General features: G+C 27.9%; 24 protein-coding genes. 13 read left to right on the top strand and 11 right to left on the bottom strand.

Annotated elements, in window-relative coordinates; translation table 11 throughout:
- Positions 1-158 precede the first annotated feature (158 nt).
- A complete protein-coding gene (gene treP / locus H5J23_RS00795) occupies positions 159-1,577 on the top strand; it encodes a PTS system trehalose-specific EIIBC component (protein ID WP_023052436.1) in 1,419 nt (472 codons plus the stop codon).
- A gap of 32 nt (positions 1,578-1,609) precedes the next feature.
- Positions 1,610-3,280 carry an alpha,alpha-phosphotrehalase gene (gene treC, locus H5J23_RS00790; protein WP_185890425.1) on the top strand — a complete coding sequence of 557 codons (1,671 nt, stop codon included), beginning with the start codon at positions 1,610-1,612 and terminating at the stop codon, positions 3,278-3,280.
- A gap of 29 nt (positions 3,281-3,309) precedes the next feature.
- On the opposite strand, the gene H5J23_RS00785 is transcribed toward treC, so the two are convergent.
- Complete coding sequence (locus H5J23_RS00785) at positions 3,310-4,239, bottom strand: 2-dehydropantoate 2-reductase (protein ID WP_185890423.1); 930 nt, start codon at positions 4,237-4,239, stop codon at positions 3,310-3,312.
- A 199-nt stretch (positions 4,240-4,438) separates the two neighbouring features.
- Between H5J23_RS00785 and H5J23_RS00780 the strand changes: the two genes are divergently transcribed.
- The gene (locus H5J23_RS00780) at positions 4,439-5,137 is read left to right on the top strand and encodes a Crp/Fnr family transcriptional regulator (RefSeq protein WP_023052439.1); all 699 of its coding nucleotides are present in this window, start codon (positions 4,439-4,441) and stop codon (positions 5,135-5,137) included.
- Between the two features lie 61 nt (positions 5,138-5,198).
- Here H5J23_RS00780 and H5J23_RS00775 read toward each other — a convergent pair whose 3' ends face one another.
- The 4 genes from H5J23_RS00775 to H5J23_RS00760 form a co-directional block, all read right to left on the bottom strand.
- Positions 5,199-6,113 carry a DUF5996 family protein gene (locus H5J23_RS00775; RefSeq protein WP_185890421.1) on the bottom strand — a complete coding sequence of 305 codons (915 nt, stop codon included), beginning with the start codon at positions 6,111-6,113 and terminating at the stop codon, positions 5,199-5,201.
- 837 nt (positions 6,114-6,950) lie between these two features.
- The gene (locus tag H5J23_RS00770; RefSeq protein WP_185890419.1) at positions 6,951-7,352 is read right to left on the bottom strand and encodes a gamma-glutamylcyclotransferase; all 402 of its coding nucleotides are present in this window, start codon (positions 7,350-7,352) and stop codon (positions 6,951-6,953) included.
- A 99-nt stretch (positions 7,353-7,451) separates the two neighbouring features.
- Positions 7,452-7,622, bottom strand: coding sequence for a 4Fe-4S binding protein (locus H5J23_RS00765; RefSeq protein ID WP_185890417.1), 171 nt, complete (start codon positions 7,620-7,622; stop codon positions 7,452-7,454).
- Positions 7,623-7,640: 18 nt separating this feature from the next.
- The gene (locus H5J23_RS00760; RefSeq protein ID WP_040407012.1) at positions 7,641-8,012 is read right to left on the bottom strand and encodes a pyridoxamine 5'-phosphate oxidase family protein; all 372 of its coding nucleotides are present in this window, start codon (positions 8,010-8,012) and stop codon (positions 7,641-7,643) included.
- Between the two features lie 154 nt (positions 8,013-8,166).
- Here H5J23_RS00760 and H5J23_RS00755 point away from each other — a divergent pair, with 154 nt between their 5' ends.
- The 3 genes from H5J23_RS00755 (at position 8,167) to H5J23_RS00745 (ending at position 9,859) form a co-directional block, all read left to right on the top strand.
- Positions 8,167-8,682 carry an Rrf2 family transcriptional regulator gene (locus H5J23_RS00755; RefSeq protein WP_185890415.1) on the top strand — a complete coding sequence of 172 codons (516 nt, stop codon included), beginning with the start codon at positions 8,167-8,169 and terminating at the stop codon, positions 8,680-8,682.
- Between the two features lie 230 nt (positions 8,683-8,912).
- Positions 8,913-9,122 carry a hypothetical protein gene (locus H5J23_RS00750; RefSeq protein WP_023052445.1) on the top strand — a complete coding sequence of 70 codons (210 nt, stop codon included), beginning with the start codon at positions 8,913-8,915 and terminating at the stop codon, positions 9,120-9,122.
- A 95-nt stretch (positions 9,123-9,217) separates the two neighbouring features.
- Entirely contained in the window at positions 9,218-9,859 is a 642-nt protein-coding gene (locus H5J23_RS00745; protein ID WP_185890413.1) for a CatA-like O-acetyltransferase, read from the top strand.
- A 56-nt stretch (positions 9,860-9,915) separates the two neighbouring features.
- Here the strand turns inward: H5J23_RS00745 and H5J23_RS00740 are convergent, their stop codons facing one another.
- The 6 genes from H5J23_RS00740 to H5J23_RS00715 all read right to left on the bottom strand — a co-directional run bounded on the left by H5J23_RS00740 (position 9,916) and on the right by H5J23_RS00715 (position 17,063).
- On the bottom strand, positions 9,916-11,664 hold the full coding sequence (locus H5J23_RS00740; protein WP_185890411.1) for an NADH-dependent [FeFe] hydrogenase, group A6: 1,749 nt from the start codon (positions 11,662-11,664) through the stop codon (positions 9,916-9,918).
- Entirely contained in the window at positions 11,661-13,256 is a 1,596-nt protein-coding gene (locus H5J23_RS00735; protein ID WP_255494318.1) for an NADH-ubiquinone oxidoreductase-F iron-sulfur binding region domain-containing protein, read from the bottom strand. The genes H5J23_RS00740 and H5J23_RS00735 overlap by 4 nt, the downstream gene beginning before the upstream one ends.
- Complete coding sequence (locus tag H5J23_RS00730) at positions 13,253-13,741, bottom strand: NAD(P)H-dependent oxidoreductase subunit E (protein ID WP_023052449.1); 489 nt, start codon at positions 13,739-13,741, stop codon at positions 13,253-13,255. Before H5J23_RS00730 ends, H5J23_RS00735 begins: the two co-directional genes overlap by 4 nt.
- A gap of 110 nt (positions 13,742-13,851) precedes the next feature.
- On the bottom strand, positions 13,852-14,256 hold the full coding sequence (locus tag H5J23_RS00725; RefSeq protein WP_185890409.1) for a PhnA protein: 405 nt from the start codon (positions 14,254-14,256) through the stop codon (positions 13,852-13,854).
- A gap of 99 nt (positions 14,257-14,355) precedes the next feature.
- Positions 14,356-15,639 carry an esterase-like activity of phytase family protein gene (locus tag H5J23_RS00720; protein WP_185890407.1) on the bottom strand — a complete coding sequence of 428 codons (1,284 nt, stop codon included), beginning with the start codon at positions 15,637-15,639 and terminating at the stop codon, positions 14,356-14,358.
- Between the two features lie 95 nt (positions 15,640-15,734).
- Entirely contained in the window at positions 15,735-17,063 is a 1,329-nt protein-coding gene (locus tag H5J23_RS00715; protein WP_040407040.1) for an MATE family efflux transporter, read from the bottom strand.
- A gap of 74 nt (positions 17,064-17,137) precedes the next feature.
- Between H5J23_RS00715 and H5J23_RS00710 the strand changes: the two genes are divergently transcribed.
- From H5J23_RS00710 to H5J23_RS00680, 7 genes are all read left to right on the top strand, one after another.
- Positions 17,138-17,917, top strand: a complete 780-nt coding sequence (locus H5J23_RS00710; protein WP_185890405.1) for a helix-turn-helix domain-containing protein — start codon at positions 17,138-17,140, stop codon at positions 17,915-17,917.
- Between the two features lie 262 nt (positions 17,918-18,179).
- A complete protein-coding gene (locus H5J23_RS00705; protein WP_185890403.1) occupies positions 18,180-19,208 on the top strand; it encodes a C4-dicarboxylate TRAP transporter substrate-binding protein in 1,029 nt (342 codons plus the stop codon).
- Positions 19,209-19,231: 23 nt separating this feature from the next.
- On the top strand, positions 19,232-19,771 hold the full coding sequence (locus H5J23_RS00700) for a TRAP transporter small permease (RefSeq protein ID WP_023052455.1): 540 nt from the start codon (positions 19,232-19,234) through the stop codon (positions 19,769-19,771).
- Complete coding sequence (locus H5J23_RS00695; RefSeq protein ID WP_185890401.1) at positions 19,771-21,057, top strand: TRAP transporter large permease; 1,287 nt, start codon at positions 19,771-19,773, stop codon at positions 21,055-21,057. Before H5J23_RS00700 ends, H5J23_RS00695 begins: the two co-directional genes overlap by 1 nt.
- Before the next feature lie 14 nt (positions 21,058-21,071).
- Positions 21,072-22,139, top strand: a complete 1,068-nt coding sequence (glpQ, locus tag H5J23_RS00690) for a glycerophosphodiester phosphodiesterase (RefSeq protein ID WP_023052457.1) — start codon at positions 21,072-21,074, stop codon at positions 22,137-22,139.
- 20 nt (positions 22,140-22,159) lie between these two features.
- A complete protein-coding gene (locus H5J23_RS00685) occupies positions 22,160-22,678 on the top strand; it encodes an MgtC/SapB family protein (RefSeq protein WP_023052458.1) in 519 nt (172 codons plus the stop codon).
- On the top strand, positions 22,675-23,451 hold the full coding sequence (locus H5J23_RS00680) for an HAD-IIA family hydrolase (protein WP_185890399.1): 777 nt from the start codon (positions 22,675-22,677) through the stop codon (positions 23,449-23,451). Before H5J23_RS00685 ends, H5J23_RS00680 begins: the two co-directional genes overlap by 4 nt.
- Positions 23,452-23,474 lie beyond the last annotated feature (23 nt).

Below are 23,474 nucleotides of genomic sequence, written 5' to 3'. Positions count from 1 at the left end.
TATATTAACTAATTTTGTTAAATATATTATATCAGAAAAAAATAATTATACAAAGATACAAACTTGTTTAAACAAGTTGTTGACAAAATAACAAAAAGTTTATATGATATGTTCAATAAGAGATTAAAAAGTTTTTTTAAAAACATTGGAGGGTAAAAATGGGTAAATATGAAAAGGAAGCTAAAGAGATATTAGATTTAATCGGTGGAAAAAATAATCTAATTAGTGCAACTCACTGTGTGACTAGACTTAGGTTAGTTTTAAAAGATGAAAGTTTAGTAAAAAAAGTAGAGCTTGAAAATAATTCTTTGGTAAAGGGGTGTTTTTCAACCTCAGGACAATTTCAAATAATAATTGGAAATCAAGTCAAAGATTTATATAAAGATTTTGTGATAGCTGCAGGAATTTCAGAGGCAACTAAAGAGGAAACAAAAGTTGCTGCTAATGAAAAAATGGGAAGATTACAAAAAATTGTAGGTGGATTTGCAGAAATATTTACACCACTTCTTCCAGTTATTATTGCAGGTGGATTAATATTAGGATTCAGAAATATAATTGGGGATTTAGCAATATTTGGAGATGGAAGTCAAACTTTAACAAGTTTAAACCCTAAATTAGCAGAACTTCATAGTTTTTTATGGATTTTAGGTGAAGCTATATTCCATTTCTTACCAGTAGGAGTAACATGGTCCACAGTAAAAAAATATGGAGGAACAGAGATTTTGGGAATTGTTTTAGGAATAACATTAGTTTCTCCACAACTTATGAATGCTTATGGATATGCTACAGCTCAAGCTACAGGAACAATCCCTTTCTGGGATTTTGGATTTATAACTATTGAAAAAGTTGGGTACCAAGCTCAAGTTATTCCAGCTATGTTAGCGGGAGTCTTTATGGCAAAAATGGAACTTTTCTTAAGAAAGTATCTTTCTGAAATTTTAAAAATGATACTACTGCCATTTCTAGTTTTGTTTACAACTGTTGTTGTTTCATATTTGGTTATTGGCCCAGTGTCTCGTGAGCTAGGAAATTATATTGCAGCAATATTTAATATTTTATTAACTGGTCCTTTTAGAGTGTTTGGTTCAATACTTTTTGGAATGCTTTACGCTCCATTAGTTATAACAGGAGTTCATCATACATTCTTGGCTGTAGATTTACAGTTAATTGCTCAAGGTGGAACAATGATTTGGCCAATGATAGCTTTAAGTAATATAGCTCAAGGATCAGCAGCTGTGACAATTATGTTTTTAAATAGAAAGGATGAAAAATTAAAATCTTTATCTTTATCATCAGCAATATCAGCATGGTTAGGAGTTACTGAGCCAGCTATGTTTGGGGTAAACTTAAGATTTATGTATCCTTTTTATGGAGCATTAATTGGTTCTGCACTTGCAGCTATTTATTCAACTTTAACAGGAGTTTTAGCAAACTCAATAGGAATAGGTGGACTTCCAGCATTTTTAGCTATTCAGCCTAAATTTTGGATAAACTATATTATAGCCATGTCAATAGCTTTTGTTATACCAATTATAGCTACTTATTTATTGAGTAAAGGAAGATTTGCAAAAAAATAAAATTATAAATTTAAAATAAAGTGAGGAAAATTATGTTAGAAAAAGATTGGTGGAAAAGTGCTACAGTTTATCAGATATATCCGAAAAGTTTTTGTGATAGTAATGGGGATGGAATAGGAGATATTAGAGGAATTATAAGTAAACTAGATTATTTAAAAAATTTAGGCGTGGATGTAGTTTGGACAACTCCTATGTATGTCTCACCAATGATGGATAACGGATATGACATAGCTGATTACTATAATATTGATCCAATATTTGGAACTATGGAAGATTTTCATCTATTATTAGATGAGATGCATAAAAAAGGAATGAAGTTAATAATGGATATGGTTATTAATCATACTTCTACAGAGCACTTTTGGTTTAAAGAAGCTTTAAAAGGGCCTGGAAATAAATATCATAATTATTATATTTGGAAAGAAGGAACAGCTGATAAAGCTCCTAATAACTGGGCTTCAAAATTTGGTGGAAATGCTTGGAAATATGTGGAATCATTAGGAAAATATTATTTACATTTATTTGATGTTACTCAAGCTGATCTTAATTGGGAGAACCCAGAGTTAAGAGAGGATATTTATAAAATGATAAACTTTTGGCTAGAAAAAGGTGTGGATGGATTTAGATTAGATGTGATAAATTTAATTTCAAAAAATCAAAATTTTCCAGATGATAACTATGAGACTGCTACATCAGATGGAAGAAAATTTTATACAGACGGACCTAAAGTTCATGAATATTTAAAAGAATTAACAGCTAATACTTTTGGAAAATATCCAGGAAGTTTAACTGTAGGAGAGATGTCATCAACAACGATTTCCCATTGTGTAGAGTATACAAAACCAGAAAATAAAGAGTTATCTATGGTATTTAATTTTCATCATTTAAAAGTAGATTATCCAAATGGGGAGAAATGGGCTTTAGGAGATATGGATTTTAAATCTTTAAAAGAGATATTTTTTAAGTGGCAAGTGGGAATAGAAAATGGAGATGGGTGGAGTGCAGTATTTTGGTGTAATCATGATCAACCAAGAATTGTTTCTAGATTTGGAAATGAAAAATATTTAAAAGAGTCTGGAAAAATGCTGGGAACAGCAATCCATATGTTAAGAGGAACTCCATATGTTTACCAAGGTGAAGAGATTGCCATGACTAATCCTCACTTTAAAAATATAAATGAATATAAAGATGTAGAAGCTCTAAATAATTATAAACTACTTCTTGAAAAAGGAAAAACTATCGATGAAGCTATAGAAATTCTAGGGCAAAAATCCAGAGATAATAGCAGAACTCCAGTTCAGTGGAATAATAATGAAAATGCAGGTTTTACTGTAGGAACTCCATGGATAGGTGTAGCTAAAAATTATTCTACAATAAATGTCGAGAGTAATTTAAAAGATGAAGAATCAGTTTTTTATCACTATAAAAAATTAATAGAGTTAAGAAGAGAGTATAAAGTTATTTCTCATGGAGATTTTATTCCTATGTATGAGGAGAATTCACAAGTATTTGGATATATGCGTAAATTTGAAGCTGAAAAACTTTTAGTTATAAATAATTTTTATGAAAATGAAGTAGAAGTTGAAATTCCAGATGAATTTATAGGAAAAGATATTTTAGTAAAAAATTATAATGATATATTGTTAAATGGTAAAAAAATAAAATTGAGAGCTTATGAGTCAATTGTAATTTATTTATCTTAAAAAAAGAACCTCAAAAATGAGGTTCTTTTCTATTTTATTAATAATTCCTCTTTAGAATGTACAAGTATTGTTAAAAGATTGTTATATGGGGTTGGGATATCAAATTCTTTTCCTTTTTTTGAAATATAACCATTGATATAGTCAATCTCTGTAAGTCGATGATTTTGTATTAAATCCTGATGCATAGATGGAAAGTGTTCACCAGCTTCATTTGGATCATAGGTTTGTTCAACATTTTTTACAATTTCATCAATATTTAAAGAGATATTGTATTTACTAGCTATTTGTGAAAACTCTTGAATTATTTTTGTAATGATTTTCTTAGAGTTTTTTAACTGTCCAAACTCTTCAATATTACAATCTAGAATGGTACAAGTACTATTTAATGCGCCGTTGATACAAGCTTTTTTCCAAATTGAAAGAACAACATTTTTACTATAGATTGCATTGAGGTTTGCATCATTTAAAGTTTGACATATTTTTTTTGCAGTAACTCCCATAGTTGGATCTAAATTTTGAATTTCCAAGTTTCCACTACCTGTCAGCTTAACATGACCAGGACCAATTAGTTCTGATGTCCATAGAGTAACGCCCATAAATATATTTTTTATATCCACAAATTCAGATATTGTCTCACTATGACCTAATCCATTTAATAGGCATAAAACTTGTGTATTTTTTCCAATTATTTTATTAATACTTTTTAGCATTGGTTTTAGTCCCATTGATTTAGTAAATAAAATTATTAGCTCTGGAATTTCTACTACCTCTTCAGGAAGAAAAGCGGGTATTTTAATTGAATTTAATTTACTGTTTTCTTCAACTAAAAGACCATTTTTATTTATTGTATCAACATGTTCTTTCCAAGTATCAACTAAAAATACATCATTTCCAGAATGCTGTAACATATATCCAAATCTTGAACCCATAGCTCCAACTCCAATTATTGCAATCTTCATGTTTAATTGTCTCCTTTGTTTCTATATTTAATATTTTGTTATATATATAATTTTATCATAAAAAAATTCTAAAAAACTTGATTAAAATCAATAATTTACATTTTTTTTAAAAAAGTACTATAAAGATAATACAAATTGAAAAAGAAATGTGTTAAAATTTTGTATAATTTAATTAGAAAAGTTATTTGAAAGGAAAAATATGACATTCTTAGAGTATAGAAAAAATTTAATAAAAGATATTTTAAAATTTAACCCACAAAGAAAAGAGTATAAAAAAGGAGAGATTTTAACAGATATTAGTTTTTCTACTGAAAAAATTTTGATTATAGATAAAGGATTGATTAGATATTATCATAATCTTTGTGAAGAAAAAGAGTTTCTATTAGGGTGTTATTCAAAAGGGAATATAATTATTTTAGATCGAATAAGTGATTTTTTAGATGGAGATAAGTATCTAGAAAATTTTTATATTGAGGTTTGTGAAGATACAACATGTTACATTGTGGATAAAAACTTTTTAAAAATTTTATATATGAAAGATATAGATTTACATGAGAAAATTTTAGAATATACTTCTATTTTTTATCAAAAGTTATTTTTTCAAATAAGAGATATAAAGCTATTTTCTATAGAAAATGCAGTGTTATCATTATTGATTAGAGCATATAGAACTTATGGAAATAATAATGAGAATAGTTTTATAAATCATAAGATTCTAAATAAAAATATTGCAAAATCTTTAAATTCAACAGAAGAAACAGTTTCAAGAGTAGTTGCAAAATTAAAAAAAGAGGGCTTTATATCCATTAAAAAGAAGCATTTTTTCCTTCAAAATTTGGAGGAGATTGAAAAGAGATTAGGATGCAAATCTTGTAGAAAAAGTATTTGTTATTTCTAACAAAAAATAAAGAAAAAGATTAGAGGGTAAATAATCTTTTTCTTTGTTAGATTTGTATAGCTTACTTATTTCTACGAATTTTTTGTGATGGAAGCTCTAAAGGTTTATTATAAGACTCAAGATTTTGCCATTCTTGAACTTTAGTTGCAGCTTCGTAAACACTTTGGAAAAAAGCCATTGCAGATTCTTCAGGATTAGGAGTAGCAAGACAGTCAGTTAATTTATAAATAAATTGGTCATTATAATAAGTTTTTTCAATAGGGAGAGCCATTTTTTTATATTCATCAGGATTATTAGGCCACATAAATCCAAAGAAATATGGTTCGCCAATATTGTTATTACCAAGATTAAATCCAAATTCAACCTCTTCAGCATCAACACCATATCTAAAACCAACAGGTAAAGAAGGGTCGATATTAAGAAGTTTACCAGAATATCTAACAGTTCCCATATCTAAACAACCCCAATAGAAATTAACTTTTGTTCTTCTTCCTCTAAAAGGAGCAGCAAATTTACTAAGAATTTTATAAGCATATTTAATCATTTCAAACCACTTTTCAACAGCTTCTCGGTCATAGGATTTATGAGTTTCATCTTTTTCAAAAGGTGTTGTAAAGTTCCATTCTTGAGGAATAGAATAAATATCAGTTCGATATCCTAAAAATTCAAGTTTACTTAAAAATATCTTATAAAATTGAGCTACAGAAACTCCATCTTTAAGAGGAGTAACAGCTTCTTTTCCATTTTCATCAAGAATAACCAGTTCATGTTTTATAAAATTAAATGAAATTTGAAATAATCCATTTTCAGATGGAATATTTCCAGTAGAAATTCCAGTTGGTGTAATATGAAGCATAGCTGATTCCCACTCAGGTTCTTGAGGAATTCTCTCAAGAGCAACCTTTCCAACCATTTGAATATACATTCCTAGAGTATCAACAGTATTTTGCCAATCTTTATATTTTAAAATTACCATAATATCCTCCTATAACATTTAGAAATGAGTTTTCTTAAACATAAATTCGGATAAAAAATGTGTTTCCTTTTATTTAGTATAATTAAAGGTAAATTTATTTTTGGAGGTGGTTTTGCATGAAAAATACTTGAATTTAATCTATTTATTCTCTTAGGTTAAGAAATTACAGCAAGTTCTGTAAAGCCCACTACTTTAGTGATGAGGTTTTTAGAGGAAATAAAAATGATTCTTTCTAAAGAGGAAGACTGGATTATAGAATCTTCAGAATTTTTAGTAGGGGATAGTGTAAAAATACAAATATTTTAAAGAATAAATTAATAAAAAGGAAATTATGAATTTAAAGCGAATGATAAGACATACCTTATTAAGCATAAAATTCGTTTCAAATTGACAAGTGACCTTAAGTTTTATGGAATTGTTGATTTCACCCTCAAAAAGTTAGGAAAAGAACTAGATAATTCTAGTTCTTTTTCTAATTTCTATAAAAATAATAAAAAAGTAGAGGGCAACCATCACAAATCCCTCTACTCACTATTAAAACTTAATCACCTTCTAATAACTTTAAAACTTGTAAAAATTTTCTTTTAAATCTCTTAAAAATAAAATAGTTTACTGACTTTAAATCTATTACTTCATATAATAGTTAGAATAACAACTTCATAATTAGTTAAAACTCTTTAAAAATTTAAACATATTTCTAAATATTAAAACTTTATTGAAACTGTGTGATGGTTATTTTTTACAACATTTACAAATTGCTACAAAATCCTTTTCTACTTTCTAACTATTATTATGCTAATTAGACGTTTTTTGATAAGAAAAAAGTTTTGAATTTTTTTATTTTTTAAAAATTTTCCAATCCCCTGATGAAACAGGTATCAGATTATCATATGAAAAATTTGGATTAGTTATATTATAAACATAAACATCTAAAATTTCTATTTCACCAGTTTCTAAATTTTTAATCTCTTTTTTTACCTTATTATATTCATTATTAGGATTATTTTCACCAAAATAATTTTCCATATTATCAATAGCTTTTAAATCACAATTTTCAACGGTTATAATTTCTCCAATTACAGTTCCGTTTTCTTCTAATAGTGCAGGATATTCTTGATCTTTAATAGCATATAGTTTGCCTTTAACTTCACCAAGTTCAATTTTTTTAGCTGCGTTATTTATATATTTATTAAAATTAAAAAATCCCTCTCTTAAACTTCCATAGACAAAAATTTTCATAGTTATCCTCCTTATTAATAAAAATATTTATCCTTAAATAATAACACAGAATGAAAACTTTGTCCAAAAAATATCTCTTTTTAAATTTAAACTTTTTTGTTAAACAATACATTTAGAAGGACAAGCTAATTGACAAGCTCCACAATCTACGCATGCATTAGAATCTATGAACATTTTTTTATTTTTTATTTGAGATATACAACCTACGATACATGTTCTTTCACAAGATCCGCATCCAATACAATTTTCTTCTATTATTTGCTTAGCCATTGTTATTTCTCCTTAAATTTAAAGTGTTTGTTTATATGATGTTACAGTAATTTCTAAGACCCTTGTAAGAAATGAAAATTTTTCTTTCATCATATCAAAATCGGCACCCTCTTTTAAAAATTTTGCAGTTCCTTCAACAAGAAACCCAGTTCCCATATATCTATATCCCATTACTTCGTGACTACCTAATGTTAATTTTACTTTTGGATTTTCAATAATATTTTTCTCTGTTAGAATCATTGCAGCAGCAGGAATTAAAATTTTATTATTATCAGTTATAGTAAGGTAACTATTCCAAGTATTAGAAACATGAGCTTCGTTTACTCCACAAGAAACAATAGAAACTACCCCTTCATGTTTTAATACCTCTAAAAATTTTTCATTAAACATAAAACCTCCTATAAAAATTTCAATTAGCGACATATATTGTCGTTAATTATATTAACATTTTATTAAAATTATGTCAATAAAAAATATCGTTCTTGAATCAATAATATTTTGATGATAAAATATAAGACAATAACATTTAAAGGAGTGAAAAATTATGAAAATGTCAATAGGTGTGGAGTATGCTATTCATTGCCTTTTATATATAGTAAAGCTTAAAGATAAAGATTATGTTGGAATTAAAGATTTAGCAGAATTTCAAGGAGTATCAGAATCTTATTTAGCTAAAGTTTTTACAAAATTAGGAAAATCTGGAATAACTAAATCAGTTCCTGGCGTAAAGGGTGGATATGAATTAGCTCGAAATCCAGAAGAGATATCTTTCTGGGATATAATTGAGGCTATTGAAGGAAAAGAGCCCTTTTTTCAATGTGCAGAGATTAGACAAAAAAATATTTTAGTAGATCAAAATAATCTTCCAGAATCATATACTAAGTGTCCATGTTTTATTAAAGTAGTTATGCAAGAGGGAGAGGAAGAAATGAAAAAATATCTTTCAAAAAAAACTTTAGCATGGTTGTATAATGAAGTTTATGGAAGAATTCTTCCACAAGAAACTGAAGGGGAGACCCTTGAATGGTTTAAATCTAGAAGAAATCTTTCAATGAAGTAGAATTTTATTTTTTAATAACTTTTAAGCATATCTGATTTTAATTATAATGAAAAGGTAAATTTTTTAGAATCGAAAATTAAAGAATTGGAAGATAGTAAAAATTCTAAAATTGAAAAATAAAAAAAGATTTAATTAAAAATCCAGAGAGATATAAAATTGATAGTGAAGGAACTACTTCTTTAATTTAGTATAACTCTTTAAATATAATTATTTTTTAGGGAGATGATGCTATGAAGATTATAAGTGAAGTAGATATTATGGGTAGATGGGAAGTTGCTATTGAAACAAATAATGAGCGAGAGCAAGATATTTTAAAAGAAAAAATTGATGAGATTGGAGCAGAATTTATGGAATCAGGTGTTTCTGAGATTATAGTTTATGCTACTGGTGCTCAAAAAATTAAGTTAATTAGCTTTGTTTCAAATAATGAAGAAATATAAAAATAAAAAGAACTGAAATAAAGATTACAGCAAACTATAGAGCATATGTTATAATACAACATTATTAAGAATTAATAGTTTAAAGGAGCAACCTTATGTTTTTTAAAAAGATTGATATTGAAAATTGGAAAAGAAAAGAATACTATGAATATTTTTCTAAAGATATTCCATGCACAGTAAGTTTAACAACAAAAATAGATATAACTAATATAAAAGAATTAAATTTGAAAATTTATCCAGCACTAATTTTTGCATTAACTAAAACTGTTAATGAGTTTGAAGAGTTTAGAATAAATAAAAATTCTAATGGAGTTTTAGGAGTTTATGAAACTTTATATCCTTGTTATACCTATTTGAAAGATGGGAATGATCTATTTACTAATTTATGGAGTGATTGTATCAGTTTTTACTCTGAATTTTATAACTCGTATGTTCTTGATATAGCTAAATTTGGAGATAGTATAAAAATGATTGGAAAAGAAAATCCTCCTGAAAATAGTTTTCCAGTTTCAATGATTCCTTGGAATACTTTTGATGGGTTTAATTTGAATTTGAAAAATGGATATGATTATTATTTTCCTATATTTACCTTTGGAAAATTTTATTTAGAAAATAATAAATATTTAATTCCTTTAGCTATTCAAGTTCATCATGCAGTATGTGATGGTTTTCATCTTTGTAGATTTATAGATAAGCTTCAAGAAATTATCAATGATAAAAAAACTTTTTTAAATTAAGAAGTATCAAATAATGAGAAATTGAAATACACCGGTATATAGCCGGTGTATTTTATTTATTTTTTAAAAAATCTTGTATGAAGTAAAATTTTAGCTTTTTCTGAACATGGAAAATCAAAATATTCATTATATAAGTTGTTAATATAGGGATTTTCATGAGATTTTCTCAATTTACAATTTTTATCTATATCATTTAAAGCTTCAACTCTTTTGTTTAATATGTCAATATTTTCATGGACGAAAGGTTGACCACCGCCACCAACACATCCATAATGGCAAGCCATTATTTCTATTGCGTGGTAAATCTCTTTTCCTGATTCAATCTCTTCTAAAAGTTTTCTAGCATTTCCAAGTCCATGAGCTATCCCTATAGTTAATTCTTTTGGTCCAAAATTTACTTTTTTAACTATCAAACCTTTCGATATTTCTAATTTTAAAAAATCAATATCTTTTAGCTCTTCACCGACAACCCACTCGTAGGCAGTTCTTAAAGCAGCTTCAAGCACACCTCCAGTTCTTCCAAATATTATTCCAGCACCCGTATATTCTCCCATTGGTGAATCAAATTCTTGATCTATAACCTCTTTAAAATCAATATTAAAATATTTTATCATATCTGCTAATTCTCTTGTTGAGATAGATATATCGGTGTCTCTATTTCCGTCTTTTATAAATTCAGTTCTTGAAGCCTCATACTTTTTAGCTAAACAAGGCATTATAGAAACAACTACTAAGTTTTTTCGATCTATTCCCATTTTAGGTGCCCATACATTTTTAGCTATTGCTGAAAACATTTGTTGTGGAGATTTACTCGTAGAAGGGATATCTAGTAAGTTAGGAAAATTATATTCTATAAAATTTACCCAAGCAGGACAACAAGATGTTAATATTGGAAGTTTTATTGTTTTATCTCCAGATAAATAACCTTCTAATCTTTCTTTTAACTCTGTTGCTTCCTCCATAATAGTTAAATCAGCTGCCCAAGTTGTATCAAAGACTCCATCGAATCCCATTTTTTTTAGAGCTGTAACTATTTTTTTTTCAACATTTAAACCTACATCCATTCCAAATTCCTCACCTAATGCAACTCTAACAGCAGGAGCAACCTGTGCGATAACTTTTTTATTAGGATCTGCAAGAGCTTCGATAACTTCCCAAATGTAATTTCTTTCATGTAATGCACCAACAGGGCATACACTTACACATTGTCCACAGAATGTGCAAACTGTTTTATCCAAATTATTTCCATATACTGTAGAAGCTACAGAATGAAATCCCTTGTTTATTGCTGAGAGAACTCCACATGTTTGAACTTTATTACACATAGTTTCGCATCTTCTACACATAATACACTTTTCAGGATCTCTTATAATAGATTCTGAATATTCACTTTTAAATTGATTTCTTTCGCCACTAAATCTAATCTCTTTAAGCCTAAACTCTTGTGTTAATTTTTGTAATTCACACTCTCCAGATTTAGAGCATATTAGGCAATCTTTCGGATGATTTGAAATTAGGAGTTCAAGTATATTTTTTCTAATTTGTATAATTTGTGAAGAGTTTGTTACAACGTTCATTCCATTCCAACAAATAGTTGAACAAGCAGGATACAAACCATCTCTTTTATCTACTTCAACAACACATATTCTACAAGTTGCATGGTTATTAAAAAAATAATCATCCAATTTTAAATTACAAAGAGATGGAATTTTTATACCTATATTTTTTGCAGCTGTTAAAATAGTTGTATTTTCAGAAACTTGAGTTTTAACACCATCAATTGTTATTTCAAACAAAAAAATCATCTCCTTTCTATTTTTTCTAAGTATTCATTTTTAAATTTTTTAAGCGTAGATAAAACAGGATTAGGAGCAGATTTACCAAGTCCACAAAGAGATGCTCTTCTAACTGTTATACTTAATTCCTCTAATAGATTTAAATCTTTCATTTCTCCATTTCTACTTAATATTTTATCTAAAAGTTCATATAATCTTTTAGTTCCTATTCTACAAGGAGTACATTTTCCACAGGATTCACCTACTGAAAACCCAATATAAAACTTAGCCATCTCAACCATACAATCATCTTCATCTAAAACAATTAATCCTCCAGATCCCATCATGGCCCCTCTTTTTACAAGTTCGTCATATTCAACTGAAATATTTAAATCTTCATCACTTAAGCATCCGCCAGAAGGACCTCCCGTTTGAACTGCTTTAAATTTTTTTCCATTTTTAATACCACCACCAATTTTATATATAATATCCTCTAGTTTTGTTCCTAAAGGAACCTCAACTAAACCAACTTTTTCTATCTTACCAACAAGAGCGAAAATCTTAGTTCCTGGTGATTTATCTGTGCCTATTTTTCTATACCATTCAACGCCATTTTGAAATATTCTAGTTATATTAGCAAGAGTTTCAACGTTATTTACAACAGTTGGCTTTCCTCGGAAACCAAGTTCAACAGGATAGGGTGGTTTTGCTTTAGGTTCTCCTCTTTTTCCCTCCATAGATTGAATAAGAGCAGTTTCTTCTCCGCAAACAAAAGCTCCTGCTCCATATTTTAATTCAATGTTGAAACTAAAATTTGTTCCAAAAATATTATTTCCCAATATGCCATGTTTTTTTAAATCCTCAATACCTTTTAAAAGCATATCTATAGCTTGTGGATATTCAGCTCTTATATAGATAATCCCATCTTGCGCACCAACAGCATATCCTCCAATGATTATACCTTCTAGTACAAGATGTGGATCTCCAGCTAAAATTGACCTATCCATAAAGGCTCCAGGATCACCTTCGTCTGCATTACAAACAATATATTTCTCCTCATCTTTATTTTCATAAAGAGCTCTCCATTTTTTACCTGTTGGATAACCAGCTCCTCCTCTTCCTCTTAATCCAGATTTTTCTACAGAGTCAACAATATTTTCTCTTGAAAAGTTAGTTAGTATATTTTCTAAAGAAAAATAGGCTCCTCTAGAGATGGCAGCTTCAAAACTTTCTGGATTTATGTCACCACAATTTAAAAGTGAGACTCTTTTTTCGTTTACTCTAGGTGTTACATCGCCCTCTATTTTTTCATTTTTTACTATTTTATCTAAAATATTTTTTGATTTTTCAATGGTAACTTCTCCAATAATTTTTACTTCTTTAGATTTAGGATCTACTACTTTTAAAGTTGGTTCACAATAGCAAAATCCCATGCATCCAGTAGGAATAATTTCTATATCTAAATTTTTCTTTTTAATTTCCTCTAAAAAATAGTTATAAATTTTTTCTGAACCAGAAGATTTTGCACAAACAGACATGGCTATTTTTATTTGAATTTTATCTTTTTGATTTTCTATAAAATATTTTTTGATTTGTTCTAAATCATCTTTTTTAGTAATCATACCTCATCCTCCTTATATTTTTTTAGTATATCTTCTAAAGATTCTGGAGTTAATTTACTATAAATCTTTCCGTTTATATTAATTACAGGAGCTAAAGCACAAGCACCAAAGCATCTAACTATGCTTAAAGAAAAAAGTCCATCTTCAGTTATTTGCCCTATATCTATATTTAGAATTCTTTTAATCTCTTTTAATAGATTTTCAGATTTATTTATATAACAAGCTGTCCCCATACAAAGATGAATTGGATATTTTCCTTCAGGTTCTGTTATAAAATAATTATAAAATGTGATTACGCCATAAATTTCAGCAATAGGAATTCTTAATTTTTTAGATATTAAATTTTGGATATCTTTTGGAATATATCCAAATATGCTTTGAGCTGTTCTTAAAATAATAATCAGTTGTTCTCTATTTTGATTTGAAGAGTTTAAAATGTTTTCAAACTTCAAAAACTTTTCTCTTATAGAATTTTTTTCATCCATGCATAATCCTCCTAAATACTATATAAATATATACTTATATTTTTTTTAACTTTTTCCTTTGCATATTTATTCAAAAAAATAAAAAAACTTTTCTCTATTATGAGAAAAGTTTATTCTAACTCTATGGTTTTAATCAATTCTTCAGTTGATTCATCAATATAAAGATCATCTAAAACTAACTCTGCCCACGAGTATTTCGTTGCCATTTCTGTTAGAAGTTTGATAGATAAAGCTTTAACCATATCAACTTCACTCCAAATAGAGTTAGTTAAAAATCTAAAATCATTTTCTTTAGCTTTTTTTACTCTTTCTAATTTATTTTTACACTCATCACAGATAAAAATACATCTTTCTACCTCTGGCTCCTCTTTTACTGGAGGAACTTCGAAAATACTTAGACTTACACCTGTAGCTTCACAAAGCTCACATTTTGACTTAGCCCTTCTTGTAAGTTCTCTACCAAAACTATTTACTTTATTTTTTCTTTCTATATGTTGATCATAACCTTTTGCCATTTTAACTCTCCTTTATTTTAATTCTATAGATTGATGGTAACATAATTCAAAAAAAAATCCAATCAAATTGTGATTGGATTAAAATTTTTAAAATAATTTTTATATTTCCTCTTTAAGTGTAACTAACCAAAGTTGACTAGTTTCTGTATTTTTCTTTAAAGTTAGTTTTTGATTTGTAGCTTTATTATTTAAGTATAGTTGTTTTTCATTTTCGTTATAATGATAAGGAGATACATCTTCACTTATTGCCATTCCAAAGTCATTATCATTGATTATCGCAATTGTTTTATTGTCTGGTAAAAGAGTTAATCCTTCAGCTTTTTCAGTATCCCATCCATGTTTTCTTAAATCTACAACTAGCTTTTTCTCTCCAAGCTTTATTTTTAAATCGTTTCCTTTACTCTCTAGGTTACCTAAAGTTGTAATATCATCAGCTTTTGAAAAATCAACTAAATAGATTAAGTTTTCCATTTTTCCTTTTTGCTTTCCCTGTTCTATTATCAATAGTTTATTCTCATCAACTGCATAGATATCACCAATTTTAGCAGCAGAGTTAGATTTATAATTTTTATCAATTGGATATGCAAAAGTTTTAACCTCTTTTGTGTCTGGATCAATTTTTAAAACTCTAGTAAAAATTGCAGTATCTTTTGTTTTTCCGTCGACATTTAAAGTACTTTGAACTGCGGCATAGATATTTCCATTTTTATCAATTGTTAACCCTTCTATTCCTCTATTTGGAATTCTATGTTTTACAATTTCAGGTAATCCATTTCCAGGTTCTAATTTTTCTAAAATTTTTCCATTCTTATCAACCTTTATTATAAATGGTCCATACTCATCTGAAATCCAGAAGTTTCCATCTTTATCAATAGCTATTCCCTCTGGGTCAAGACCATTGATATCATACCCTAGACTATTCATATTTAAATCTAATGCAACCTCACCAGTAGAACCGATTCTGTTTAAGGGAAGAGGTAATCCAGTAATATTTTTTCCAGTTGAATCTTTTAGTTCAATTTTATCTATTATTTCAGCTTTTTTATCATCAACTTTTAAAATTCCAATTGAAGGAGTGAAGTTTGGTGCTGGGAAAAATTTTCCAGGAACACTTTTACCATCTTTTAAATATTTTGGAATATCTGCATTAGGACCTCTATCTGTTAAAGCATAAAATTCTATTGTCCCATCAGAATTTATATTTTTAAAAGCTAGAGCTGACCCAAAACCTGTTTTGAAGCCATCTTTAAATTCAGATTCATCACCACTATATGGAACCATGAATTGAGATGGTACTTCTATATCAAATTTTTTTAAATTTACAACCTCTGAAAAAGTTAATGTAGAAACAAATAATGATAGTAATGCTAATTTAGTTTTCAATATAATCCCTCCGAAATAAATCTTATAAGTTATTATATAACATAAGAGTTAAGTAGAAGTTAATATAGTGTAAAAAGTTGGTAAATAAATTTAAATTACTGGTTTTTAGGTGTAGATTTTATAAAATAATTTGTTAATACTGAACCCAAGTTTTTATTAAATAGAAGATTCCAAGTTATAAAGCAAAGAGTTTCAGAAAATAAAGGACTTAGCCAAACTCCAGTTAATCCCCAAAAATGACTGCTTATAAAAATTGTTATTGGAAAAAATATAATTGATCTTAAAAAAGATATAATATTTGAGTTTTTAGGGTTGTTTATAGCTTGATAATATCCTGATTGAATAACATTAATCCCTACGATAAAAAATGAAAGATTAAATAGAGTGAGACCAATATAAGTTTCATTTAAAATACTTCCATCTTTAGTAAATAATTTAACAATGTCATATCCATAAAAATATGAAATAGCAAAATAAATAAAGTTAATAACTATAGAAGATACAATTGTAAATTTATAAAATTTAAAAACATTTTCATAATTTTTAGCTCCATGGTTGAAACTAAATAATGGTTGAACTCCAAAAGATAAACCAAGTAAAAGCATATAAACAATTGTAGTTAGATAGTTTATTATTCCAAATGAAGCTAGTTGACTTTCATTTCCAACTTTTGAAATAGCTATATTCATACAAAATACCATTATTGAAAAAGTTATCTCCATAAAAAAAGATGGAAACCCCAGCGTAATAAATCTTAATATATTTTCTTTGTGAAGTTTAGTTTTACCAAAAGAAAGATATCCTTTTTTAAATAAAAAGTGTAGTAGTATAATTAGAACAGTTAAAATCTGTCCAAGCCCTGTAGCTATAGCAGCTCCCTTTATTCCCCATTTAAAAATAAAAATAAATACATAATCCAGAGCAATATTTAAAAAAGCACCAGAAACAGTTGCAATCATGGCAAGCTTTGGATTTCCATCATTTCTTATAAAGCTACTTAAAGATATTCCTAGGATATTTGGAATACAAAACATAACATAATATTTTAGATAAGTATTAGCTTCCTCTAAAACATTTCCATTAGCTCCTAAAAGTATAACTATCTTTTTTGAAAAAACAACAAATATGAAACTCATAAAAAAGCTTAAAATTAATAGAACTATAAAAGCTTCTCTAAAGATGTGAACACCTTTTGCTATGTCTTTTTTTCCAAAACTTTCAGAAATAAGAGTTCCACCTCCAACAGCAAACATTGTGGCCATTCCAAAAAAGAAAATTGATACAGGTACTACTAAATTAACAGCGGCAAGAGCTAAGTTTCCGACACCTTGACCTACAAAGATTCCATCAATAATTACATAAAGTGATGATACAAACATCGCAAATACAGATGGAACAGCATAATTAATAAATTTTTTTAACATTTCACTTCCTCCTTTACTAGAGAATAGTATATACTCTATTGTAACTATAGAGTCAAAAAAATTTGGAGGAAAAAATGATATTTTCAATAGGAGAAACATCTAAATTAACAAAAATTTCTATTCAAACCCTTCGTCACTATGATAAAGAGGGACTTTTAAAGCCAATTTATGTTGATGAAGAGACGAAATATAGATATTATTCAATAGATCAATTTTTACAAATAGATTTTATAAAAAGGTGTAAGTCTTTAGGATTTCCTTTGGAAAAAATAAAACAGATTTTATATGAAGGGAATAATTTAGAAAATATTTTAAAGTCAATTGTATTTCAAAAAAATATAATTGAAAAAGAGATTGAAAACTTAAAAAATATAAAATCTAATTTAAATAGATTAGAAAAAACTTTGAGTCACGCAATGAATAGTTTAAATAAACCACCTCAAATGGAAGAGTTAGAGTTTTTTATTTTGGGAAGTTCTCAAGGAGAAATAAAAGATAACAATGATATTGAAACTCATATAAGAAAAGTTTTTAAAAAGATAGATATTTCTTATAATATAAGCGATACCTTTATAATATTAAAGGTGGATGAAAAAAATTATAGTTACTATGAAGAGATTATAGTAGCTTCTAAATCTATTAATAGTGAAGAGATTTATAAAAATAAAGGAGTATCTTTATATGTGGAAGGAGCAGCTTTTAAAAACGAAATATACTTTGAAAAAATAAAAAAATTTCAAAGAGATAAGAAGTTGAAAAAATCTGAAATTTTTTATGAAATATATTATATTTCTAAACTAGATAATAAAAATGAAGAATATTCCTTAATAAATATTTTTCATCCTTTTGGCTAACTATAAAAAATAATATTTTCTAAAGTTTCTATTATTTAAAAATTATATAACGTTTAAATATTGACATTTTAAATTAATATAGTATACTTAGTACTGAAAAAATATGAAATGAATTTAAAGTCGAAAATATTAAACAAAAATGTAAAGATTTTTATAAAATAGCAGAGATGAGAGAGAGAGCTATTCAGTAAAAAAGATTTTTATCTTTTTTTGAATAGCTCTTTTTTCATAAAAAACAAAATTTAATTTGGGAGGAGATCAAATGAAAAAGGGATTTTTAAAAGTTTTAATGTTGGTTTTAAGTATTTTTTTAGTGGGATGTGGAGGAGAAAAAGAGAAAACAGATGGAGCACAACAAGCTAAAGCTCCTCAAAAAAAGGTTATTAAAATGAGTATGAAGTTTGTTGAAGATGAGCAAACAGCAAAAACTTTTCATCAGGTAGCTAATAAAATAAATGATAGATTAAAAGATAATTTAGAGATACAGGTTTTCACAGGCGGACAACTACCAATTGGAAAAGATAGTATGGAACAAGTTGTTGGTGGAGCAAACTGGATATCAGTAGATGGAATAAACTTTTTAGGAGATTACGTACCTGATTATAACGCAGTAGTTGGACCTATGTTATATAATAATTTTGATGAATACTTAGCTATGACTAAAAGTGATTTAGTTAAAAATTTAAATGCTGAAGCTGAGAAAAAAGGGATAAAAGTTTTATCATTAGATTATCTATTTGGATTTAGAAGTATGTTAACAGAAAAAGAGGTAAAAACTCCAGAAGATTTAAAAGGATTAAAAATTAGAGTTCCAAATAGCCAACTTTATATGTTAACTTTAGAAGCTATGGGAGCAAATCCAACTCCACTTCCATTTACAGAAGTTTATAGTGGAATTCAACAAAAAGTTGTAGATGGATTAGAGGGATCTTTAATGACAATTTATGGAACTAAAATATATGAGGTTAGAAAGCAAGTTTCTTTAACGAATCACCTTTTAGGAGTTTCAGCTGTTACTATTTCAAATAAAGTTTGGAATGCGTTAACTGATGAGCAAAGAAAAGTTATTGAAGAAGAGATTTATAACGGAAGTGTTTATAATACAGATGAAACTGTGAAGTTAGAGAAAGAGTACCAAACTAAATTAGAAGAACTTGGAGTTAAATTTAATGAGGTTGATGCAGTTGCATTTAATAAAGCAATTGAAAACGTATTTAACCAATTTCCAAAATGGACACCAGGAATCTATAATCAAATAATGGATGAATTAAATAAAATTAGAAATAAATAGAATCTGCTAGTTTGGAGGCTTACATGAGTAATGATATTTTAAAAAAATTTAGGGCAATAGAGTTTGAAGCATTACTTGGAAGTATAACAATCAGCGTAACTGTAATTCTTGTAATAGTAAATGTATTCCTAAGATATTTCTTAGGAATACAATACTCTTGGATAGAAGAGGTTTCTGTTGGTTGCTTTATATGGACAGTTTATTTAGGAGCAACAGCAAGTTATAGAAAAAGAGGACTTATAGGAGTAGATGCTGTAACAAAAATACTACCTCTAAAAGGGAGAAGAGTATTAAGGGTTATAACGAATACTCTACTTTTAGTATTATCTGCTTCTATGTTTTATTTAAGTTATAACTATACATCTTCATCTGATAAGATAACTTCAGCTTTAGAAATATCGTATGTTTATATAAATAGTTCTTTGCCAATTTCCTTTGGGTTAATGACAATTTACTCTATCTATTTTTTTATTTACGATATTATTAATTTTAATAATTTAGAAATAGAAGAGCAAGAGGAGCAAGAGGAGTTTGAACAGCAAATAGAGGATGTGATGATGTAATGGAACCATTTATACCAGTTATTATTTTATTTATACTGTTTTTCTTAAATATACCTATTGCTTTTGCTCTTATAGGAGCATCACTATATTATTTTATATTCCAGAATAATATAATGTCTGTTAATATGGTTATTCAACAGTTTGTAACTTCAGTGGAATCATTTCCATATTTGGCAGTTCCATTTTTTATAATGGTTGGATCTGTTATGAACTTTTCAGGAATTAGTTCTAGTTTAATGAAAATGGCAGAAGTTTTAACAGGGCATATGGTCGGAGGACTAGCACAAGTTAATGTAATATTAAGTGCTATGATGGGTGGAATTTCAGGTTCTGCAAATGCTGATGCAGCTATGCAATCTAAAATCTTAGTTCCAGAGATGGTAAAAAGAAATTTCTCAAAACCATTTTCAGCAGCTGTTACAGCTGCATCATCTTCGGTAAGTCCAGTAATACCTCCAGGAACAAATTTGATAATCTATTCATTAATAGCCAACGTTTCAGTAGCTAAAATGTTTTTAGCAGGATATACACCTGGAATTATGATGACAGTTGCTCTTATGTTTGTAGTGCATATAATTTCTAAGAAAAGAGGATATACTTCAACTAGAGATAAAAGAGCTACAATAAAGGAGATTTTGATTCAGATTAAAGATTCTATATGGGCGTTACTAATTCCTTTTGGAATTATTTTAGGAATGCGTATGGGACTTTTTACTCCAACAGAAGCTGGTGGAGTTGCTGTATTATTCTGTTTTGTAGTTGGAGTTTTTGTATATAAAAAACTAAAATGGGAGCATGTGCCTATTATTTTAAAAGATACGGTTTATGGAACAGGTTCTGTTATGCTTCTTATAATAGGAGCAAAAGTTTTTGGATATTATTTAACGCTAGAAAGAATTCCTCAAATGATAACAAATCTATTAGTTGGATTTACAGATAATAGATACATGTTACTTTTTATAGTTAACCTACTTTTACTTTTTGTTGGAATGTTTTTAGAAGGAGGGGCAGCACTTGTAATTCTTGCACCACTTTTAGTACCAGCAGCTTTAAAGGTTGGAATAGATCCAATTCAGTTTGGAGTAATATTAATTGTTAATATTATGATTGGAGGAATAACACCACCTTTTGGCTCAATGATGTTTACAACATGTACTATAGTTGGCGTAAAACTCGATGAGTTTGTAAAAGAGGTATTACCATTTATTTTAGCATTGTTAATAGTTTTAGCTATCTTAACTTATTCGGAGACAATAGCACTATATATACCAAACCTATTAATGTAATCCATGGAGGTCAGATGAACGTAAAAATTTTATTAGCACTTAGTATGGTAGGATTATCTTTAGCGACTTTTTCACAAAATGATAAAAAAATTATAATAGCACATAGAGGAGCAAGTGGTTATTTGCCAGAACATACACTTGAGTCAAAGGCTTTAGCTTTTGGTCAAGGAGCAGATTATTTAGAACAAGATTTGGCTATGACTAAGGATAATAAAGTAATTGTAATACATGATCATTTTTTAGACCAACTTACAGATGTTGCTAAGCAATATCCAAATAGAGCAAGAAAAGATGGTAGATATTATGTTATGGATTTTACTTTAGCTGAAATAAAAGGTTTAAATATGACTGAAAATTTTAAAGTGGAAAATGGTGAGGAAAAATTGGTTTACGAGGGAAGATTCCCTTTATGGAAATCAACATTTAAAATCCATACTTTAGAAGAAGAATTAGAGTTTATTCAAGGGTTAGAAAAAACAGCAGGAAAAAGAATTGGAATATATCCAGAAATTAAAGCTCCTTGGTTACATCATCAAGAGGGAAAAGATATAGCTAAAGAAACTTTACAAATTCTAAAAAAGTATGGTTATACAAGTAAGAATGACCCCATCTATTTCCAAGTTTTTGATTTTAATGAGTTAAAAAGAGTTAAAAATGAACTTATGCCAGAGATGGGAATGGATTTAAAATTAGTTCAGTTAGTTGCATATACTGATTGGAATGAAACTATGGAAAAAAATAAAAAAGGTGAATGGGTAAACTATAATTATGATTGGATGTTTACTCCAGAGGGAGTAGAAGAAGTATCAAAATATGCTGATGGAATAGGTCCAGCATGGTATATGCTAATAGATGGAGATAATTCTAAAAAAGGAGATATAAAAGTAACTCCATTAGTAGAATATATTGGAAAAAATGGATTGGAATTACATCCGTACACAATTAGAAAAGATGCTTTACCAAACTATGTAGACAATATAGATGAGATGTTTGAAATCATATTTAACCAAACTAATTCTACAGGGGTATTTACAGATTTTCCAGATTTAGGAGTTCAGTTTATAGCAAATCAAAATAAATAAATATAAAATGAGGGATAATTATGACTGGGATAGGATTGACAGAGATATTATTTAGATTGACAGTTTCTTCAATATTTGGAGGTTGTATAGGATTAGAAAGAGAGTTAAAAAATAAATCAGCAGGATTTGTAACCTTAATATTGGTATGTTTAGGAGCTACAACGATTGCCCTTTTACAAGAGGAGCTGTTAATAAGGCAAATAAATTTAATATCCTCCCAACCTAACCTCATAGAAAGTTATAAATTAGATATTACAAGACTATCAGCTCAAGTTGTAACAGGAGTGGGATTTATAGGGGGAGGAGCAATAGTTTATTCAAATGATAAGGTTTCAGGAATAACAACAGCAGCTACTTTATGGATAACAGCAGCAATTGGATTAGCAATTGGATATGGATTTGTATTTTTATCTATAGCAGCTTTTTTAATTGTTGTTATAACTTTAATAGTAATGAAAATACTAGAAAGAAAAGTTATAACCATGGTAAGAAATAAAAAAGCAACTAAAAGTAATTTAACAAAAGAGGAGCAAAAATGAAAGATTATAAAGGATACTTATTTGATATAGACGGAACAATAGTTTTAGGGGATGTTCTAATACCAGGAGCTAAAGAAAAAATTGAGGAATTACGAAAATGTGGAAAGAAAATAGGGTTTTATACGAATAATTCCTCTAAAAATCCAAAGAGCTATATCGAAAAATTTACAAAACTGGGAATAGAAGCTGAATTGAAAGAGATAATAACTGCTGGAGGAGTATTAGCAGATTATTTAAAAAATAGTTGTAAAGATAAAAAAATATTTATGGTGGGGACAAAGGATTATAAAAATTATTGTAAAGATTTAGAGATTCAAATATTTGATGAAAATGATGAGTTTGATTTTTCTGAAATTGATATAGTTGTGGTAACACTTGATTCTGAATTAAACTATAAAAAGTTAGAGATTGCTTGTAAACTTCTACATAGAAATGTAGAATATTTAGCAGCAAATGAAGATTTAGTTTATCCTGTGGAGGATGGAGTATTTTTACCAGACTGTAGAGCTATTTGCAATATAATTGAGTTATGTACAAAAAAAATTCCTAAATATTTTGGAAAGCCTAAAAAAGCTATGCTTGATTATGCACTAAGAAATTTAAATTTACTAAAAGATGAAGTAGTAATAGTAGGGGATAGATTATATACTGATATCGCTTCAGGATATATTAATGACTGTGACACAATATTAGTTTTAACAGGAGAAGCTAAAAGGGATAGTAAAAGTGTTTATAATCCAACTTATATATTAGATAGTATAGCTGATATATAAGAAGCTATTTTTAATTTTAAGAA

The sequence above is a fragment of the Cetobacterium sp. 2G large genome, assembly GCF_014250655.1.
Lineage (GTDB): Bacteria > Fusobacteriota > Fusobacteriia > Fusobacteriales > Fusobacteriaceae > Cetobacterium_A > Cetobacterium_A somerae.
Note: the sequence above shows the minus strand (reverse complement) of the source record. Positions and strands in the feature narration are given on the sequence as shown.